Below are 17349 nucleotides of genomic sequence, written 5' to 3'. Positions count from 1 at the left end.
CTAGGCGCCGACGTACGCGGCGAGGTGCTCGCCCGTCAGGGTGGAGCGGTCGGCGACGAGTTCGGCGGGACTGCCCTGGAACACCACGCGGCCGCCGTCATGTCCTGCTCCGGGGCCGATGTCGATGATCCAGTCTGCGTGCGCCATGACGGCCTGGTGATGCTCGATCACGATCACCGTCTTGCCAGACTCGACGAGGCGGTCCAGGAGTCCGAGGATGTTCTGCACGTCGGCGAGATGCAGACCGGTGGTCGGCTCGTCGAGCACGTAGACATCCCCCTTCTCCCCCATCTGGATCGCGAGCTTGATGCGCTGACGCTCGCCACCCGACAGCGTCGACAGCGGCTGCCCCAGCGAGAGGTAGCCGAGCCCGACGTCGTCCAGGCGTCCGAGGATGGCCGTGGCGGCCGGCAGCTTCGCCTCACCCTCGGAGAAGAAGACCCGCGCCTCCGACACCGGGAGGTCGAGGACCTCGGTGATGTCCTTGCCCGCGAGCTTGTACTCGAGCACCGCGGCCTGGAAGCGCTTGCCGCCGCAGTCCTCGCAGGGCGTCTCGATCGTGTCCATGAACCCGAGCTCGGTGATGATCACGCCCGCCCCCTTGCAGGTGGGGCAGGCTCCCTCGGAGTTCGCGCTGAACAGCGCAGGCTTGACGCCGTTGGCCTTGGCGAAGGCCTTGCGGATGGGCTCGAGCAGGCCCGTGTAGGTGGCGGGGTTGCTGCGTCGCGAGCCCTTGATCGCCCCCTGATCGATCGCCACGACGCCCTCGCGCTTCGACACCGAACCGTGGATCAGCGAGCTCTTGCCCGACCCGGCGACGCCGGTGACCACGGTGAGCACGCCCGCGGGGATGTCGACATCGACGTCCCGCAGGTTGTTGGCGGTCGCCCCACGGATCTCGATGGCACCCGTGCTCGCGCGCACCGAGGGCTTGAGCGACGCCCGATCGTCGAGATGCGTGCCGGTGCGGGTCCCGCTGGACTTGAGCCCGTCGACCGTTCCCTCGAAGCAGATCTCTCCGCCTGCGCTGCCGGCCCCGGGGCCGAGGTCGACCACATGGTCTCCGATCGCGATCGTCTCCGGCTTGTGCTCCACCACGAGAACCGTGTTGCCCTTGTCGCGCAACCGCAGCAGGAGGCTGTTCATGCGCTGGATGTCGTGCGGATGGAGCCCGATCGTCGGTTCGTCGAACACGTAGGTGACGTCGGTGAGCGAGGACCCGAGGTGGCGGAGCATCTTGATGCGCTGAGCCTCTCCCCCGGACAGTGTCCCCGACGGACGCTCGAGGCTCAGGTAGCCGAGGCCCAGGGTGACGAACGCGTCGAGGTTGGCGCTCAGCGCCTCCAGCAGCGGGCCGGCGCCGGGGAGGTCGAGGCTGCGCACCCACTCGGCGAGATCGGTGACCTGCATGCGGCAGGCGTCGGCGATGCTGATGCCGTCGATCTTCGACGAGCGGGCGCCTTCGGTGAGCCTCGTGCCGTCGCACTCCGGGCACGTCGCGAACGTCGCGACGCGCTCGACGAACGCGCGGATGTGCGGCTGCAGCGCGTCGAGGTCCTTCGACAGCATCGCCTTCGTGATCTTGGGGATGAGTCCCTCGTAGGTCATGTTGATGCCGGAGATCTTGACCTTCGTGACCTCTCCGTAGAGGAAGAGATGGCGCTGCTTCTCGCTGAACTCGGCGATCGGCTTGTCGCCCGGGTAGAAGCCCGACTGCGAGAACCCCTTCACCATCCATCCATCGGCCGTGTAGCCCGGCACCATGATCGCGCCCTCGTCGAGGGACTTCGACTCGTCGACGATCTGGGCGAGGTCGAGATCGGAGACCGCTCCCCTCCCCTCGCACCGCGGGCACATGCCGCCGAGGTAGATCGCATCCTTCACGATCTTCTTCTCGCCGCCGGGACCCGTCATGACCCCGCTCGCCTTCTGGGTCGGGATGTTGAAGGAGAACGCTGTGGGGCCTCCGATGTACGGCTGGCCCAGCTTGCTGAACAGGATGCGCAGCATGGCGTTCGCATCGGTGACGGTGCCGACCGTCGAGCGGGGGTTCGCCCCGAGACGTTCCTGGTCGACGATGATGGCCGTCGTCAGCCCTTCGAGCACGTCGACGTCGGGCCGCGGCACCGACGGCATGAACCCCTGCACGAAGGCGCTGTAGGTCTCGTCGATCATGCGGCGCGACTCGGCGGCGATCGTGTCGAACACGAGCGAGCTCTTGCCCGAGCCCGAGACACCCGTGAACACCGTGAGGCGGCGCTTCGGGATGTCGACGCTCACCTCTTTGAGGTTGTTCTCGCGCGCGCCCTGGACGCGGATCAGATCGTGGCCGTCGGCGACGTGGGTCATCGTGGTCCTCGGGGTCGTGGCCGTCAGGCGGCCTGGTTGATACGGAGCAGGTTACCGGCGGGGTCGCGGAACGCGCAGTCGCGGACGCCGTAAGGCTGGTCCATCGGCTCCTGCACGACATCGGCGCCCTTCTCGACGAGGCGCTCGAACAGCCCGTCGAGATCATCGCTCGAGAGGGTCAGCGCGCCGTAGCTCCCCTTGGCGATGAGCTCGAGGATCGTCTGGCGCTCGGCGTCGGTGATTCCGGGATCGGTCGCCGGCGGGTGCAGCACGATCGACGTGTCGGGCTGCCCCTCGGGACCGACGGTGAGCCAGCGGAGGCCGTCGTATCCGACGTCGCCCCTGACCTCGAACCCCAGGGCGTCGCGATAGAACCCGAGAGCCGCCTCGGCGTCGGTGTGAGGCAGGAACGCGTAGTGGATGTTGATGTTCATGGGTTCAGGTTAGGTGCGCATCCGTGCGCGGTGCTTCTCGATTCCTGATCGGCCTGGTGACGTGCTTGGCCTGGAAGGTCGGGATGCCGTCCACATGGGCGGCGCGTTCACGGTACACCCCGGGTGGGACACCGACGAGTTCCGTGAACCGCGTCGTGAAGGTGCCGAGCGACGACCCGCCGACCTCGTTGCACACCTCGGTCACGGAGAGGTCGCCGCGACGGAGCAGCGCCATCGCGCGTTCGATGCGGCGCGTCATCAGATAGGAGTACGGGGACTCGCCGTACGCCTCGCGGAAACGCCGGCTGAGGTGACCCGCCGACATGTGCGCGCCTCGGGCCAGTGCCTCGACGTCAAGAGGCTGCGCATACTCCCGATCGATACGATCGCGCACCCCGCGCATGATGACGAGCTCGCGGATGCGGGCTTCGGCGTCGGCGGTCATGGAGCGATCCTCCCATGTCGGCGGATGGCGCCGTGTGACCGTCCGCGACATCCCCGCGCGCTCCTCCCCCGCGGGCGTCCTGGGGAGCGCTAGCCTATGAGCATCCCTCACAGGGTTTTCTCAGAAAGGGTCCCCAACCATGTCTGATCCGCTCGCGACCTCCGCGTCGTCCCTCTTCAAGTCCATCCGCATCACGCTCGCCGTGTCGGGCGTCATCGCCCTGCTCACCGGCATCGTCCTGCTCGTCTGGCCCGGCAAGTCGCTCGGGGTCATCACGGGTATCTTCGCCGTGTACCTCGTCATCGCGGGACTCGTCTACATCGGTCTCGGGATCTTCAGCGCAGCCAAGGGAGGGTGGGCGCGCGTCGGCCACATCGTGCTGGGGCTGCTCTACATCGTCGCCGGTGTCATCGCCTTCACGAACCTGCGGGAGACGGGCACTTTCCTCGCCTTCGTGATCGTGATCTTCATCGGTGTCAGCTGGATCATCGACGGCGTGGTCTCGCTCACGCTCCTCGGCAGCGACGGGTCGCGCGTGTGGACGCTTCTGTTCGCCCTGCTCAGCATCGTCGCCGGAATCATCGTGATCGTCGCGCCCCTCGAGTCCGCGCTGATCCTGTGGGTGTTCCTCGGCGTATCGCTCGTCGTGCTCGGCATCGTTCAGATCGTCCGCGCCATCACGATCGGCAAGGACGCGCAGAACCTCGCAGCGGCCGCGCAGCCGGATCCCGCGAGCTGATTCCGCTCTCGACAGACGAAGAGGCGCCCCATCCGGACCGGACGGGGCGCCTCTTCGTCTGCTTCAGAGCGGCGAGCTCACTCGGGTGCGAAGCCGCTCACGTCGCCGACGAGTCGCGTGTTGTCGGCCGGGACGGCGTCGACGGCTGCCCGAGCCACCTCGGCGGCGAACTCCGACACGTTGTAGAGCTTGCCGGCGGACTCGCGGCGCTCGGCGATCGCGCCCGGGTTCGCGCGCTCCAGGAGAGTCGCGGTGATGGTGCCCTCGATCATGTCGCCGGAGACGACCGTGAACCCGATCCCCTTCTCGGCGAGGCCCGGGATGCGGTCGCGGAGAGCGTCCTCCCCCGCGCGCTTCGACAGTGCGACCGGCTCGTACTCCGGCATCGTCGGCGTCGTGCGGATGAAGTGCGCCTGGTGGCTCGTGACGAACACGACGCGCGAGCCGTCGCCCAGCAGCGGCGTGGCGGCCTCGAGCACGTTGACCTGGGCGTCGCGGTTGAGCGTGAGCGCGTAGTCCTCCGCCATGCCCGACTCCATGCCGCCCGAGGCGTTGAGCACGAGCACGTCGAGGCGACCGTATTCGGCCTTCACCGCGTCGAGCATCTCGGCGACGGAGGCCGGGTCGGTGAGATCGGCGCCGACGACCAGCGCCCGGCGGCCCAGCTCGCGCAGCTGCGCGGCGAGCTTCTCGGCGCGGGGCGCCTTGTTGCGGTAGTTGATGACGACGTCGGCTCCGGCCTCGGCCAGGTAGCGCACGGTGTCGGCACCGATGCCGCGGGACGATCCGGTGACGAGAGCCACCTTGCCGTCGAGGGAACCTGCGGGAAGAACGTCGGTCACGGTGACTCCTCAAGTGCGTCGAACGCCGTGATCGCACGGCGGATCCAGACTACCAACCGGCCGCGGAGACGCCGTGATCCCGCCACGGACGCGTGATAGGTTGACCGCAAAGGGAGGCAGAATGAACGACTTCTCCGTCTTCATCGACATCGTCGAGAACTGGGCCTGGATCGGCTGGCTCGTCCTCATCGCCCTGTTCCTCGTGATCGAGATGCTGACCCTCGATTTCACGTTCCTGATGCTCAGCTTCGGCAGCGCGGTCGGGCTCGTCACCGATCTCGTCGGTCTCCCCGCGTGGGCCCAGGTCATCATCGCCGCCGTCGCCGCCGCCGCGTTCATCCTCCTCCTGCGCCCGCCGCTCCTCCGGAGACTGCACCGCGGCGAGGATCCGACGAAGTCCAATGTCGACGCCCTGCTCGACCTCCGGGGTATCGCTCTCCAGGACGTCACCCAGATCTCGGGCCAGGTGAAGCTCAGCAACGGGGACACCTGGACGGCGCGCTCGCTCTCGGCCGTCGCCATCCCGCAGGGCTCCCCCGTCGCGATCAGCGCAATCAACGGAGCCACCGCCATCGTCCGCCCCGTCAACGACTAGGAGTATTCCGTGGAGGATTCCTCGTTCATCCCGACTGCGATCCTGTGGATCTTCATCATCGCGGTCATCATCTTCGTGGTGGTCACGCTGGCCCGATCCATCCGGATCATCCCGCAGGCCACGGCCGGTGTCGTGGAGCGGCTGGGACGCTATCACAAGACGCTGACGCCCGGTCTCAACATCCTCGTCCCGTTCATCGATCGGCTGCGCCCCCTGATCGACATGCGCGAGCAGGTCGTCTCGTTCCCGCCGCAGCCCGTCATCACGGAGGACAACCTCGTCGTCTCGATCGACACCGTCGTCTACTTCCAGGTGACCGACGCCCGGGCGGCGACGTACGAGATCGCGAACTACCTCGGCGCCGTCGAGCAGCTCACCACCACCACGCTCCGCAACGTGGTCGGTGGCCTCAACCTCGAAGAGGCGCTCACGAGCCGCGACAACATCAACGGTCAGCTCCGCGTCGTGCTCGACGAGGCCACGGGCAAGTGGGGCATCCGGGTCGGCCGTGTCGAGCTCAAGGCCATCGATCCGCCCATCTCGATCCAGGACTCCATGGAGAAGCAGATGCGCGCCGAGCGTGACCGTCGCGCCGCGATCCTCACCGCCGAGGGGTCGAAGCAGTCGCAGATCCTCGAGGCGGAGGGACGCCGGCAGGCGGAGATCCTTCGTGCCGAGGGCGACAAGCAGGCGGCCGTTCTCCGGGCGCAGGGTGAGGCCGAGGCGATCCAGAACGTCTTCAGCGCGATCCACCAGGGCCAGCCGGACGACAAGCTCCTCGCGTACCAGTACCTCCAGATGCTCCCGAAGATCAGCGAGAGCGAGTCCAGCAAGCTCTGGATCATCCCGAGCGAGCTCACCGAGGCGCTCAAGGGCATCGGCAGCGCGTTCACCCCGAAGCCGGGCCAGGGTCCGACGATCACGCCCGGCGCGTGACGCACCCGTACTTCGACAAGACCAGGCGCCCGAGGGTCTTCGCCCATCGTGGTCTCGTGACCGCGCAGGCCGGAGCCTCGGGCGTCTGGGAGAACTCCGCGGCGGCGTTCGCCGCAGCGCACGCCGCCGGCGCGGAGTACATCGAGACGGACTGCCAGGTCACTGCGGACGGCGACGTGATCCTGTTCCACGACGCGACGCTCACGCGACTCACCGGAGACTCCCGCCCGGTCCGCGAGGTGCGGACGCGCGAGCTCCGGATGCTGTTCGCCGATCACGGCGGTCTGCTCACGGTCGCGGAGGCGCTCTCCTCGTTCCCCGCGTCCCGCTTCAACATCGACGTGAAGACCCGCGAGGCCGCCGACCCGCTCGGACCGATCCTGGTCGAACACGTCGACCGCGTGCTCGTCACCAGCTTCGACGATGCGAACCGGCGTGCCACGATCGCATCCGTCCTGCGCGCGGGCGCGGGACTGCGTCCCGCCACCTCCGGCGGGAGCCGCACGATCGCCGCAGTCCGAGCCCTGTCCGCACTGCGCCTCTCCCCCGCACGCGCCCTCCGAGACCTCGACGCATTGCAGATCCCGGAACGGCACGGACTGCTCACAGTGCTCACGCCGGCGCTGATCCGGGCCGCTCACGCACACGGCGTCGAAGTGCACGTCTGGACCGTGAACGATCCGGCCGACATGCGTCGCCTCGTCGACCTCGGCGTCGACGGGATCGTGTCCGATCGCGCCGACCTCGCCGTCGACACCCTCGCCCGCTGACCTCAGCATCGCGCGCCCGCCGCACCGCGCTGGGATTCCGCTGTGAATCCCGCCGAGAACACGGGCGCGTGGATGAAGCCCACAGGCTGGGGCGTTATACCTGACAGCGACGAGAGGACCACACAATGGCAGATCGCAGCCTACGCGGCATCCGACTCGGCGCCCAGAGCCTACAGAGCGAAGAGGGCGTCGTTTTCATGGAGCGCCGGGAGACCACCTACACCTGTGACGCGTGCGGCCACGTCACGAACCTGATGTTCGCGGCGGACGCCGAGCCGCCGCAGACCTGGGAGTGCCGCTCCTGCGGCGCCGACGCACGACTGAACGTCGACGGCCAGGCCGTCACGCTCGACGCCACCGATGAGAAGGCGGCGCGCACGCACTGGGACATGCTCATGGAGCGCCGCACGCGCGCCGAGCTCGAAGAGCTCCTCGAGGAGCGTCTCGCCTTCATCCGCGCCCGTCGCGGCGCTGGTGAGGACCCGACCCGGGAGAAGATCGGCGCCTGATCAGCGCCGGCGGGCGCGCCACCACCCGAGGATGAGCGCACCCAGTCCGCCCCACAGCAGGAGCTGCTGGATCCAGGGGCCCAGAACCACACCCGCCGTGAGGCCGGAGCGCAGCTCGACATCCTCGAGCAGGGCCCCGGCCTCATCTGCGTCCAGGCTCGACACGGTCGTGCCGTCGTGGCGGATGATCTGACTGGTGCCCACGGTGGAGACGTTCACGACACTGCGCCCGGTCTCGATCGCACGCATTCGGGCGAAGGCGAGCTGCTGGAGATTCTCGTCCGTGCCGCGGAAGTCGGCGTTGTTGGTCTGGAACACCAGCACCTCGGCGCCGTCGCGGACTCCCTGGTCGACGACGTCGTCGTAGATCACGTCGAAGCAGATCGCGAGGCCGACCTGCACCCCGTCGACGTCGATGACCGAGCTGTTGATGCCCGGAGTGTACTCGCGCTGGATGAGCCCGATGAGGTCCGGCGCCAGAGCGTTGAAGAACGGACGATCGGGAACGTACTCGCCGAACGGCACCGGATGGCGCTTGTCGTGGATCGCCTCGGCTGCTCCGTCGCGCCACAGCATCGAGGTGTTGAAGTACCGCTCGTTCCGCCCCGTCGCCGCGTTCGCCAGTAGCGGTGCGTCGATCCTGGTGGAGACGAGGGACATCCGGCGTGCCAGGTCCGGAGTCTGGAACGGGTCGTAGTCGAGTGATCCCTCCGGCCAGACGAGCAGGTCGACGTCCTCGCCGTAGAGGGGTTCGGTCGCCGCGGTCTGCGCGTCCACGACGGAGAACGGCGTGCGCTCGTCGAAGTATCCGGTGGGGCCGTTGCCCTGCACCGCGGCGATCCGCATGCTTCCGCTGGCGGAGGTCGGGAACAGCGGGGTCAGGAAGAGCACGAGCACGAGGCCCGCCGGCACCAAGAGCGTGATCCGTGGCAGGCCGCGCCGCAGTCGCACGAGCTCGATCAGCACGGCGACGAGCAGGACCATCGCGAAGCTGAGCCCGGACACCCCGAGCCACGACGTCACGGACGCCAACGGACTCTCGGCCTGGGTCATCCCGAGTCGCGCCCACGGGAAGCCGCCGTACGGCCAGGAGCCGACGAACAGCTCCCGTCCGACCCAGAGCGCGGCCACGACCACCGGCAGCACCACGACGCGCCCCCAGCGCCCCGGCAGCGCCCGCGGGAGCCAGCGGTACGCGAGGGTGATCGGGATCAGGCCGAGAGCCGTCAGACCACCCTCCACCACGCTCAGGGCCATCCACGGCACCGGTCCGAGGTAGCGCGACGTCCAGGAGACCAGCAGGCCGAAGAACAGGATGCCGAACACGGCGCCCACGAGCAGAGCCGCACCGACGCGACGTCCGACGAAGGCGAGGAGCAGCAGGGCGGTCGCGGGGAACGCGAGCACCCAGACCCCGGCATCCGGGTACGCGAGGTCCAGGAGGAGGGCTGCGAGGGCTGCGCTGACGAGAGCAGCCCAGAGCGGGAGGATCGGGCGCGCCGGATCAGCGCTCGCTCGAGAGTCGGACATCGATCTCCTTCTCACATCGACGAGTAGGCGACGATGCCTCGTCGGACCCCGTCGAGCGCGGTGCGCGCATTCCGAGCGATCGTCGCGTCCTCGGCGACGATGGACAGCTGGTCGAGCAGGTCGATCGTCTGCTTGGCCCACCGCACGAAGTCGCCGGCGGCCATGTCGGCGTCGATCAGGACCCGGTCGAGCGTCCCCCCGCGCGCCCAGGAGTGCATGGCGCCGGCGAGCCCGGCGGCGAGCGGCTCGGTGCCGGGCAGGTGGTGGTCCTTCTCGAGATCGTCCAGTTCGGCCCACAGGGTGGTGGTCTTCTCGTAGGCCGCGCGGAAGGCTCCACGGGGCAGGCCCCGCTCCCCCGAGTTCGCCTCGTCCCGCCGGGGCTCGTAGACCAGGCAGCACGCCATCGCCGCGAGAGACGGCGCATCCAGGCCGGTCCAGAGGCCCTGGCGCAGGGACTCCGCGACCAGGAGATCCCGCTCTCCGTAGATGCGGCGCATGGTCCGTCCGGCATCCGTGAGGGTCATCTCACCGGTGTCGCGGCGAAGGTAGTCGAGCGTCTCGAGCACCTCGACGACCCGGTCGAAGACCCGAGCGACGGTGCCCGTGCGGTTCTCGATCTGCCGGCGGGTGCGATCGGTCTCCCGCTTGAGCTTCCAGTAGCGCTCGGCCCAGCGCGCGTGGGCTTCGCGGTCCGGGCAGCGATGACATCCGTGCCGCTGCATCCGCGTGCGGAGCGACTGGATCTGCTTCATGCCCTTGTCGCGGGCGGCTCGGGGCGCGTTCGAGTCCTGACGGTTCTTCTTCTCGAGGTCGCTGAGCTCGCGGCGCATGGTGGCGTACTCCATGAAGTCCCCGTGGTCGCAGGTCATCGCCGCCCGGTAGCCGTCAAGCGATTCCTCGGCCTCGCGCACCTGGCGGGCGAGGCCGACCACCGCGCGGTCGGCCTGGAACTGTGCGAACGACGATTCCAGCACCTCGCGCGCCCTGGCCTTGCCGAACAGGTCGATGAGGTTGACCGCCATGCTGTAGGTCGGCCGGAAGCTCGAGTTGAGCGGGTACGTGCGGCGTGAGGCGAGAGCCGCCACCGCCTGCGGATCCATGCCCTCCGTCCACTGGACCACGGCGTGTCCCTCGACGTCGATCCCGCGGCGTCCGGCGCGGCCCGTGAGCTGCGTGTACTCCCCCGAGGTGATCGCCACCCGCGCCTCGCCGTTGAACTTCTCCATCTTCTCGAGCACGACGGTGCGCGCGGGCATGTTGATGCCGAGCGCGAGCGTCTCGGTCGCGAACACGACCTTCACGAGCTTGCGCTGGAACAGCTCCTCGACGACCTCCTTGAACGCCGGGAGGAGGCCGGCGTGGTGCGAGGCCACGCCCCGCTCGAGGTTGTCGAGCCACTCGAAGTACCCGAGGACGCCGAGATCCTCGTCCTGAAGTGTGCGGGTGCGCTCCTCGACGATCGCTCGGATCTCGGAGCGCTCCTCCGCCGACGTGAGGCGCAGACCCGACCGCCGGATCTGCGACACGGCCGCGTCGCAGCCCACGCGGCTGAAGATGAAGAAGATCGCCGGAAGCAGGTTCGAGCGCTCGAGGAGCCGCACGACATCGGGGCGGTCCATCCGCTCGATCCGGCGGACGTTCGCGGAGCGCACGGGACGACGCCCGCCGCGCGGAGGACGCTGCGCCTGACGCCCCGCATGCCGGTTGCTGCGGTAGGACTGCGCCTCACGGTTCTGCTCGTAGTGCGAGCCCGTGAACGACCGGATGCGCATCAGCTCCTGGTTCACCCTCGCCGTGGCCAGTCCGGCGCGGTCGTCGAACAACGGCAGCAGATCGTCGCGCACGAGCACGTGCTGCTCGAGCGGCACCGGGCGGATCTCGGACACGATGACCTCCGTGTCGCCGCGGACGGTGTCGAGCCAGTCGCCGAACTCCTCGGCGTTCGACACGGTCGCGCTCAACGACACGAGACGCACGTGCGGCGGGAGGTGGATGATGACCTCCTCCCACACCGCGCCGCGGAACCGGTCGGCGAGGTAGTGGACCTCGTCCATCACGACGTAGCGCAGATCGCGCAGAGCGGCCGAGTCGGCGTAGATCATGTTGCGGAGCACCTCGGTCGTCATGACGACGATCCGGGCGTTGCCGTTGATGTTCGTGTCGCCCGTGAGCAGGCCGACCTGATCGGCCCCGTACACGTCGACGAGCTCGCGGAACTTCTGGTTCGACAGCGCCTTCATCGGCGTCGTGTAGAACGCCTTGTCGCTCGGGGTCTGCATCGCGAGGTGGATCGCGAACTCCCCCACGATCGTCTTGCCCGCACCCGTGGGCGCCGCGACGAGCACGCTGTGTCCGCGTTCGAGAGCGTGGCATCCTTCGACCTGGAACGGGTCGAGGTCGAACCTCTGCCGGGCGGCGAACGCCGTCGTCTCCGGGTGACCGGCGGACTCGCGGGCGGCTGCGTACCTCTCGGCGGGCGAACTCATGCGGCGGCCGTCGTGCCGAGGCCGGCGGCTTCGTCGCGCTTGCGCTTGCGACGGTCGAACAGCAGGGAGACGAGTGCGGCGGCGAAGTAGAGCAGCACGAGGATCCCGGCCAGCATGAACATGCTCACGAGATCCGCGGCGGGTGTCGCGAGTGCGCCGAAGACGCAGGAGACGAGAATGGCCACTCGCCAGCCCTTGAGGATGTCCCGACCGGTCATGACGCCGGCGACATTCAGGGCGACCAGGAACACGGGCAGGACGAACGAGACACCCACGACGATCATCAGTTTGAACACGAAGTCGTAGAAGGCTGACGCCTCGTAGAGGTTGTTGCCGCCCTCGGGGGTGAAGTTCGCCATCAGCTCGATGACGTGCGGCACCACGAGGGTGCCCACGTAGCAGCCGGCGAAGAAGAGCGGGATGGCGGCTCCGACAAAGCTCACCGTGTACACGGTCTCCTTCTTCGTGAGGCCGGGCATGATGAACGCCCAGATCTGCCACAGCCACACGGGCGCCGAGAGGAAGAGTCCGATCGAGAAAGCGATGCGCATACGCAGATCGAAGGGCGCGGTGACGGAGGAGAACGTCAGGGCGACGATGCTCTCACCGCGCTCGTCTGCGATGTGTCTGATCGGCTCCGTGATGAAGTGGATGATCGGATCGGTGACGAGGAAGGCCACCACCATGCCGACGACGAGTGCGATGGCCGCGATGATCAGACGTCGCCGCAGTTCGACGAGATGGGCGCCGAGCGACATCCGTCGATCGCGGCGCCCATCACTCGCAGCCTGGGGGGCCGAATCGATAGCGGCCACGGAGATCAGCTGGGACGTTCGGGCCCGGAAGGAGTCCCGTTCTCCGGCGCAGTGGTGCCCTGGGGCTTGGGAGCCTCGGCCTGCTCGGCCACGGCGTCGTCTTCACGCATCGCCTTCATCTCGCCCTTGAAGACGCGGGCCGACTGGCCCATGCTCTTCGCGAGCGCGGGAAGCTTGGCTGCTCCGAACAGAAGCAGGACGATGACCACGAGGGCCAGCAGGTGCCAGCCGGTCAAACCAGCCATAGGTTACTCCTCAGGTCGGGGATTCCCACCAGTCTAACCGGCGTCCGCGCTATTCGGGTCCCGGTAGAGGGCGAGTCCTGCGGCCGCCCATTCCCGAGCCGCCGTGCGCGCCACACCGGGCTCCACGACCTCGATGACACCGCCGAAGCGTGCGGCGAGGCGCTTCACGCCCCGGGGATCGGCGAGGTGCAGTCGGGCCGTCACGACGCCGTCGACGGACTCGATCTCGTCGCCGCTGAGGAAGCCCCGCAGCAGCGGGGCGATCCGCTCGGGCACGCGCACCCGCACTTCGCCCTCGTCCGCGGCGGCGGCGAACGCCTCCGGCACGTGGTCGCCGGCGTGCGTGATCGGGATGTCCGTCAGGCGGGCGTCGCTGACCCGGTCGAGGTGGAACGTGCGCATGGCGCGACGCAGATGGCACCACCCCTGCAGATACCACTGCGCGTTCGTGATGAGCACCTGGACCGGGTCGACCGTGCGCGTCGTCGGCGCCGCGTCGGGGGCCTGGTAGGTGAAGGACACCGCCACCCCGTCGCGGATCCCGGCCGAGACGACCTGACGGACCTCGTCGACCGCGCTCGGCGCCACGACGACCTCGGCGGGCGCGTCCGCTGCACCCCGGGAGAGCTTGGAGATCAGGCCGCTCACGAGACCGGAGTCCGACACCGCCGGCACCGCCGCGACCATCTGGAGTCCGGCCAGCAGCGCGGCGGCCTCCCGTGCCGTGAATCGAGGGACACGACGCAGGGCGACATCGTTCGTGATCTCGATGACGTCCTCCTGCTCGAGGAGGTCCCAATTGATGTCGAACATCTCCTGCGGCTGCTGCCAGTACCCCGAGTCGCCGGGCAGCCCGATGACCGTGAGTTTCTCGACCATCTGCCGCATCTCGCGGGGCGTGACCCCGAACTCGGACGCGGCCTCGCTCAACGACACCTGTCCGTGCTCGAGGAGATAGGGCACGAGTGTGAGGTACAGCCGCACGCGGTCGGCCGCGAGCAGGGGCTTGGCCGGCGCGCTCATCGGTCGCTCTCCGCATCGGCGTTCGCGGCGACGACCGCGCGCAGACGGGCGATCACGGCGTCGCGCAGCGGTTCGGGCTCGACGACCCTGACCTCCGGCCCGTAGGACGCGAGCTCGTCGGCGAGGATATGGAGGTCGACGAACGGCACCCGGATCCCCTGGGTCGCCGGCGTCGCGCGGCGGCCGAGACGTAGCGACGCCTCGGTGCCGGGCGTCACCTCCAGGAGCGCCGAGTTCTCGGCCGCGACACGCTCGAGGCCGCTGAGCGCCCGCTCCCCCGCGCCGTCGCGCAGGGCGGGATCGAACCCGGTGGACGTGACCTTGACGGCGCCGACGATGCGGCTGAGGAGGAACATGCGGTCCTCCTCTATCGCCGTGTCCACGCCGAACACGTGCCAGCGGGCCTCGTAGTCGACGAGCGCGAGGGGACGGATGCTGCGGCGCCGAGGGGCGTCCTCCCCGGGCTTGAGGTAGTCGAAAACGACGACTCGACTCTTCTCGATCGCGTCCTGCAGAGGCGTGAACGCCTCGCTGCGGGCCGTGATGCGCGGCGCGAAGCCGATGATCGGCTCGTCGCCGTCGATCCCCAGCGCGCGGATCTTGCGGACACCGGCCTGCGCATCGCCCGACGCGGACTCGGCGCTCCACACGCTGCCCGCGAGTCGGAGGACGGCGAGCTCCGCAGGGGTGAAGCCGATGTCGCCGGGGAGATCGTATTCCGCTTGCGGAATACGATAGCGCGCTTCGCGGAGATCATTGGGGTCGGCCTGATCGCCGAGCGTCTCCACCGGTACGCCGAGCGTGCGCAGCTCATCCTTGTCGCGCTCGAACATCTTCTCGAGGGCGTCGGCGCGCGCGCCGGCATCCGCACGCTGGCGGTATCCCGAGACGTTGTCGAGGATCTGCTGCTTCGTGAGCCCGATCTCCGTAGCCATGAGCGCCACGACGAGGTTCGTCAGGCGCTCCTCCGCGGGGATACGGGCGGCCATCAGCGCGTCGTCACCGCACCCAGGACGTCGATGACGTACGCCATCGCGGGGCCGCTGTCGGACGCCGGCGTCACGACGAGGATCTGCGAGCCGACGGTCTTGCCGACGAGTTCCTTCGCGACCTCGGGCGCCGTCGACGGCAGGTTGAAGCTGGGGTTGTCACCCCACGTCGTCGTCGTGACCTTGCGGTCGTCCCATCCGACCGCCGTGAGGTTCACGAGGGGCGTCTTGTCGGCCGTGACCTTCTCGCCGTCCCCCTTGATGAGAGTCTGCGTGACGATCTCGTCCGGGGCGTCGGTGTCGGGGATGATGACGCCCGGCGTGCCGTCGGGTGCGCGGACGACGGTCGGCATGTTGCGCGCATCGTTGAACTGGAGGGCGCCGTCGGCGCGCGACGGGTAGATCTTCAGGAGGTCGACCACGACGATCGCCGCATCGCCGTCCCCGAGCCCGAGGTTCTTCCGAGTCTCCGCGGTCACACCGTCGGAGGGGATGCCGGCGATGATCCGCGAACCGCCGGTCGCGCACTCGAGCACGGGGCCGAGGCCGGGGAACTGGGGCACGAGGGTCGCGATGTTCGAGAGGCTCTCGGAGTCCTCCGAGTACGGCGACTGGAACAGCATCTCACCGGTCTTCGCGCTGTAGATCGACAGCTCGGTGGTCATCACCTGGGTATCGGTCACGAGCGGCTCGCCGTCCCCCACGACGACGTCCTCGAACGACGTCTTCGGGAACTTCGCCGGCGCGAACACCTCGACGTCCGGGGCCGAGCCGAACTCCCCCGTCACGGTGACGGCGCTGGAGACGGCGTCGCCGTTGCCGACGCGATCACACGCCTCTCCCGCGAAAGAGGGGGCGGCGGCGCACCCGCTCAGAGCGAGGGCGGCGAGGCTGAGGGTGGCCAGAACGGCGGACGTTTTACGCACGCGCTCCAGTCTATTCCGTCGGGGGCTCCGATTCGCGCGAAGCGGCCGCGATACGCGCACCCTCGGCGGCCTTGCCGGCCTCCCGAGCACGCTTGCGCAGGTTCTTGTCGGTGATCTCCCGATCCCCCACCGCGCCCGGCGTCCAGGCCTCGACATCCGCGTCGCCGTAGCTGCTCTTCGAGGCGCGACGTTTGACCGAGGGCGCGACCGCACCCGGGGCGAGACGACGCGCCGTCAGGAGGAAGCCGGTGTGGGCGACCATACGGTGATCGGGGCGAACGGCGAGGCCCTCGACGTGCCATCCGCGCACCATGGTCTCGGAGGCCTCCGGATCGGTGAAGAGTCCGGTACCGCGAATGTACTCGGCCACACGCGAGAGCTGGGTCGCGGTCGCGACGTAGCAGAGCACGACGCCACCCGGGGTGAGGGCGTCGGCGACCGCATCCATGCACTCCCACGGAGCGAGCATGTCGAGCACGACGCGGTCGACCGTGCCGTCCTCGAACTGAGCGGGAAGCTCCTCCGCGAGGTCGCCCACGACGACGTCCCAGGTCGACGGCGTCTCGCCGAAGAAGGTCTCGACGTTGGCCCGGGCCACGTCAGCGAACTCCTCGCGACGCTCGAACGAGACCAGGCGGCCCTCGTGCCCGATCGCCCGCAGCAGAGAGAGGGAGAGCGCGCCGGAGCCGACGCCCGCTTCGACGACCACCGAGCCGGGGAACACGTCAGCCTGCATCACGATCTGGGCGGCGTCCTTGGGGTAGACGATCGCGGCGCCGCGGGGCATCGACATCGCGAAGTCACGCAGCAGCGGCCGCAGTGCGAGGTAGTCGTGACCGGAGCTGTTCGGGACGACCGAGCCGTCGGGCAGGCCGATCAGGTCGCGGTGTCGCAGCACGCCCTGGTGCGTGTGCAGCTCGCCGTCCTCACGGAGCGTGACCGTGTGCAGACGGCCCTTGGGGCCGGTGAGCTGCACGCGGTCGCCCTCGCGGAACGGTCCGCTCGGTCGGTGCGCGGCGGTGGAGGTCATCGGGGGGCTCCCGTCATGGAGGTCGTGCGGTCGAAGAGATCGACGAGGTCCGCGGCGGTCCGGTCCTGCAGTGTCGGCCACAGCTCGTGAGCACCCACGTGCTCGAGGGGGACGATGTGCGGCACCCCGAGCGCGACCGCGCCGGAGGCGAGACCGGCGCGCAGACCGGTCGGAGAGTCCTCGATCACGACGGCGTCGGCGATGTCGATGTCGAGCAGCGAGGCGGCCTTCAGGTAGGGCTCGGGGTGCGGCTTCGGCTGGGACACGTCGTCACCGGCGACCACGATGTCGAAGGCGTCGAACTCGATGAGCTCGACGACGCTCAGGGCCATCCGGCGCAGGGACATCGTAACGAGTCCGGTCGGGATGCCGGCGGACTTCAGGTCGAGCAGCAGCTCACGCGCCCCCGGTCGGAAGGGCACGCCCTGAGTGCGCAGCGACTCCTGGACACCGTCCGTCAGCAGGGCGATGATGGCCTCGGGCTCCATGTCCACACCGGCGTTCTGCAGGATCACCGCGCTGTCGATGAGACCGTTGCCGACCAGTTGCAGCGCCTGCTCGTGCGACCACGTGCCGCCGTAAGACTCGACGAGCGCCGTCTCCGCCGCCATCCAGTAGGGCTCGGTGTCTACCAGGGTTCCGTCCATGTCCCAGAGGATCGCGCGGGGCTGTCTGCTCACCGGTCC

Annotated in this window: 18 protein-coding genes; 5 read left to right on the top strand and 13 right to left on the bottom strand. The window is 68.9% G+C overall.

Features of this window, described 5'->3' with window-relative positions; genetic code table 11:
• The 3 genes from ACIPY8_RS09855 to ACIPY8_RS09845 are packed head-to-tail and all read right to left on the bottom strand — an operon-like array spanning position 1 to position 3228.
• Positions 1 to 2349 carry an ATP-binding cassette domain-containing protein gene (locus tag ACIPY8_RS09855; protein ID WP_400817445.1) on the bottom strand — a complete coding sequence of 783 codons (2349 nt, stop codon included), beginning with the start codon at positions 2347 to 2349 and terminating at the stop codon, positions 1 to 3.
• A 23-nt stretch (positions 2350 to 2372) separates the two neighbouring features.
• Positions 2373 to 2783 (bottom strand): VOC family protein, encoded by a 411-nt coding sequence (locus ACIPY8_RS09850; protein ID WP_400817442.1) that lies wholly within the window; start codon positions 2781 to 2783, stop codon positions 2373 to 2375.
• A 4-nt stretch (positions 2784 to 2787) separates the two neighbouring features.
• Positions 2788 to 3228, bottom strand: a complete 441-nt coding sequence (locus tag ACIPY8_RS09845) for a helix-turn-helix transcriptional regulator (protein ID WP_400817440.1) — start codon at positions 3226 to 3228, stop codon at positions 2788 to 2790.
• A gap of 139 nt (positions 3229 to 3367) precedes the next feature.
• Here ACIPY8_RS09845 and ACIPY8_RS09840 point away from each other — a divergent pair, with 139 nt between their 5' ends.
• Positions 3368 to 3967, top strand: a complete 600-nt coding sequence (locus ACIPY8_RS09840; RefSeq protein ID WP_400817438.1) for an HdeD family acid-resistance protein — start codon at positions 3368 to 3370, stop codon at positions 3965 to 3967.
• Positions 3968 to 4044: 77 nt separating this feature from the next.
• On the opposite strand, the gene ACIPY8_RS09835 is transcribed toward ACIPY8_RS09840, so the two are convergent.
• Positions 4045 to 4809 carry an SDR family oxidoreductase gene (locus ACIPY8_RS09835; RefSeq protein ID WP_400817436.1) on the bottom strand — a complete coding sequence of 255 codons (765 nt, stop codon included), beginning with the start codon at positions 4807 to 4809 and terminating at the stop codon, positions 4045 to 4047.
• Between the two features lie 121 nt (positions 4810 to 4930).
• On the opposite strand from ACIPY8_RS09835, the gene ACIPY8_RS09830 reads away from it, so the two are divergent.
• The 4 genes from ACIPY8_RS09830 (at position 4931) to ACIPY8_RS09815 (ending at position 7619) form a co-directional block, all read left to right on the top strand.
• The gene (locus tag ACIPY8_RS09830) at positions 4931 to 5404 is read left to right on the top strand and encodes an NfeD family protein (protein ID WP_400817434.1); all 474 of its coding nucleotides are present in this window, start codon (positions 4931 to 4933) and stop codon (positions 5402 to 5404) included.
• Between the two features lie 9 nt (positions 5405 to 5413).
• Complete coding sequence (locus ACIPY8_RS09825) at positions 5414 to 6340, top strand: SPFH domain-containing protein (RefSeq protein ID WP_400817432.1); 927 nt, start codon at positions 5414 to 5416, stop codon at positions 6338 to 6340.
• Entirely contained in the window at positions 6337 to 7110 is a 774-nt protein-coding gene (locus ACIPY8_RS09820; RefSeq protein WP_400817430.1) for a glycerophosphodiester phosphodiesterase family protein, read from the top strand. The genes ACIPY8_RS09825 and ACIPY8_RS09820 overlap by 4 nt, the downstream gene beginning before the upstream one ends.
• Positions 7111 to 7235: 125 nt before the next feature.
• Positions 7236 to 7619, top strand: coding sequence for an RNA polymerase-binding protein RbpA (locus ACIPY8_RS09815; RefSeq protein ID WP_400817428.1), 384 nt, complete (start codon positions 7236 to 7238; stop codon positions 7617 to 7619).
• Here ACIPY8_RS09815 and lnt read toward each other — a convergent pair whose 3' ends face one another.
• From lnt to ACIPY8_RS09770, 9 genes are all read right to left on the bottom strand, one after another.
• Complete coding sequence (lnt, locus tag ACIPY8_RS09810; protein ID WP_400817427.1) at positions 7620 to 9149, bottom strand: apolipoprotein N-acyltransferase; 1530 nt, start codon at positions 9147 to 9149, stop codon at positions 7620 to 7622.
• A gap of 11 nt (positions 9150 to 9160) precedes the next feature.
• Positions 9161 to 11635, bottom strand: a complete 2475-nt coding sequence (locus tag ACIPY8_RS09805) for a DEAD/DEAH box helicase (RefSeq protein ID WP_400817426.1) — start codon at positions 11633 to 11635, stop codon at positions 9161 to 9163.
• Positions 11632 to 12393, bottom strand: a complete 762-nt coding sequence (gene tatC / locus ACIPY8_RS09800; RefSeq protein ID WP_400817424.1) for a twin-arginine translocase subunit TatC — start codon at positions 12391 to 12393, stop codon at positions 11632 to 11634. Before tatC ends, ACIPY8_RS09805 begins: the two co-directional genes overlap by 4 nt.
• A 62-nt stretch (positions 12394 to 12455) precedes the next feature.
• On the bottom strand, positions 12456 to 12695 hold the full coding sequence (locus ACIPY8_RS09795) for a twin-arginine translocase TatA/TatE family subunit (protein ID WP_400817423.1): 240 nt from the start codon (positions 12693 to 12695) through the stop codon (positions 12456 to 12458).
• A 33-nt stretch (positions 12696 to 12728) separates the two neighbouring features.
• Positions 12729 to 13718: a helix-turn-helix transcriptional regulator gene (locus ACIPY8_RS09790; protein WP_400817421.1), complete on the bottom strand. Its 990-nt coding sequence runs from the start codon at positions 13716 to 13718 to the stop codon at positions 12729 to 12731.
• Entirely contained in the window at positions 13715 to 14707 is a 993-nt protein-coding gene (locus ACIPY8_RS09785) for a helix-turn-helix transcriptional regulator (RefSeq protein ID WP_400817418.1), read from the bottom strand. The genes ACIPY8_RS09790 and ACIPY8_RS09785 overlap by 4 nt, the downstream gene beginning before the upstream one ends.
• Positions 14707 to 15633 carry a hypothetical protein gene (locus ACIPY8_RS09780; protein WP_400817416.1) on the bottom strand — a complete coding sequence of 309 codons (927 nt, stop codon included), beginning with the start codon at positions 15631 to 15633 and terminating at the stop codon, positions 14707 to 14709. The genes ACIPY8_RS09785 and ACIPY8_RS09780 overlap by 1 nt, the downstream gene beginning before the upstream one ends.
• A 10-nt stretch (positions 15634 to 15643) precedes the next feature.
• Positions 15644 to 16663: a tRNA (adenine-N1)-methyltransferase gene (locus ACIPY8_RS09775; protein ID WP_400817414.1), complete on the bottom strand. Its 1020-nt coding sequence runs from the start codon at positions 16661 to 16663 to the stop codon at positions 15644 to 15646.
• Positions 16660 to 17343 carry an HAD family hydrolase gene (locus ACIPY8_RS09770; RefSeq protein ID WP_400817412.1) on the bottom strand — a complete coding sequence of 228 codons (684 nt, stop codon included), beginning with the start codon at positions 17341 to 17343 and terminating at the stop codon, positions 16660 to 16662. Before ACIPY8_RS09770 ends, ACIPY8_RS09775 begins: the two co-directional genes overlap by 4 nt.
• Positions 17344 to 17349 lie beyond the last annotated feature (6 nt).

The organism is Microbacterium sp. NPDC089696 (genome assembly GCF_044749125.1).
Taxonomy (GTDB): domain Bacteria; phylum Actinomycetota; class Actinomycetes; order Actinomycetales; family Microbacteriaceae; genus Microbacterium.
The sequence above is the reverse complement of the archived record's forward strand: the minus strand, read 5'-3'. Positions and strand labels throughout refer to the sequence as shown.

Coding starts and splice junctions, on each gene's coding strand:
- ACIPY8_RS09805 (WP_400817426.1), bottom strand. CDS start 11,635: ATGAGTTCGCCCGCCGAGAGGTACGCAGCCGCCCGCGAGTCCGCCGGT.
- tatC (WP_400817424.1), bottom strand. CDS start 12,393: ATGTCGCTCGGCGCCCATCTCGTCGAACTGCGGCGACGTCTGATCATC.
- lnt (WP_400817427.1), bottom strand. CDS start 9,149: ATGTCCGACTCTCGAGCGAGCGCTGATCCGGCGCGCCCGATCCTCCCG.
- ACIPY8_RS09785 (WP_400817418.1), bottom strand. CDS start 14,707: ATGGCCGCCCGTATCCCCGCGGAGGAGCGCCTGACGAACCTCGTCGTG.
- ACIPY8_RS09815 (WP_400817428.1), top strand. CDS start 7,236: ATGGCAGATCGCAGCCTACGCGGCATCCGACTCGGCGCCCAGAGCCTA.
- ACIPY8_RS09775 (WP_400817414.1), bottom strand. CDS start 16,663: ATGACCTCCACCGCCGCGCACCGACCGAGCGGACCGTTCCGCGAGGGC.
- ACIPY8_RS09855 (WP_400817445.1), bottom strand. CDS start 2,349: ATGACCCACGTCGCCGACGGCCACGATCTGATCCGCGTCCAGGGCGCG.
- ACIPY8_RS09845 (WP_400817440.1), bottom strand. CDS start 3,228: ATGACCGCCGACGCCGAAGCCCGCATCCGCGAGCTCGTCATCATGCGC.
- ACIPY8_RS09795 (WP_400817423.1), bottom strand. CDS start 12,695: ATGGCTGGTTTGACCGGCTGGCACCTGCTGGCCCTCGTGGTCATCGTC.
- ACIPY8_RS09830 (WP_400817434.1), top strand. CDS start 4,931: ATGAACGACTTCTCCGTCTTCATCGACATCGTCGAGAACTGGGCCTGG.
- ACIPY8_RS09790 (WP_400817421.1), bottom strand. CDS start 13,718: ATGAGCGCGCCGGCCAAGCCCCTGCTCGCGGCCGACCGCGTGCGGCTG.
- ACIPY8_RS09840 (WP_400817438.1), top strand. CDS start 3,368: ATGTCTGATCCGCTCGCGACCTCCGCGTCGTCCCTCTTCAAGTCCATC.
- ACIPY8_RS09850 (WP_400817442.1), bottom strand. CDS start 2,783: ATGAACATCAACATCCACTACGCGTTCCTGCCTCACACCGACGCCGAG.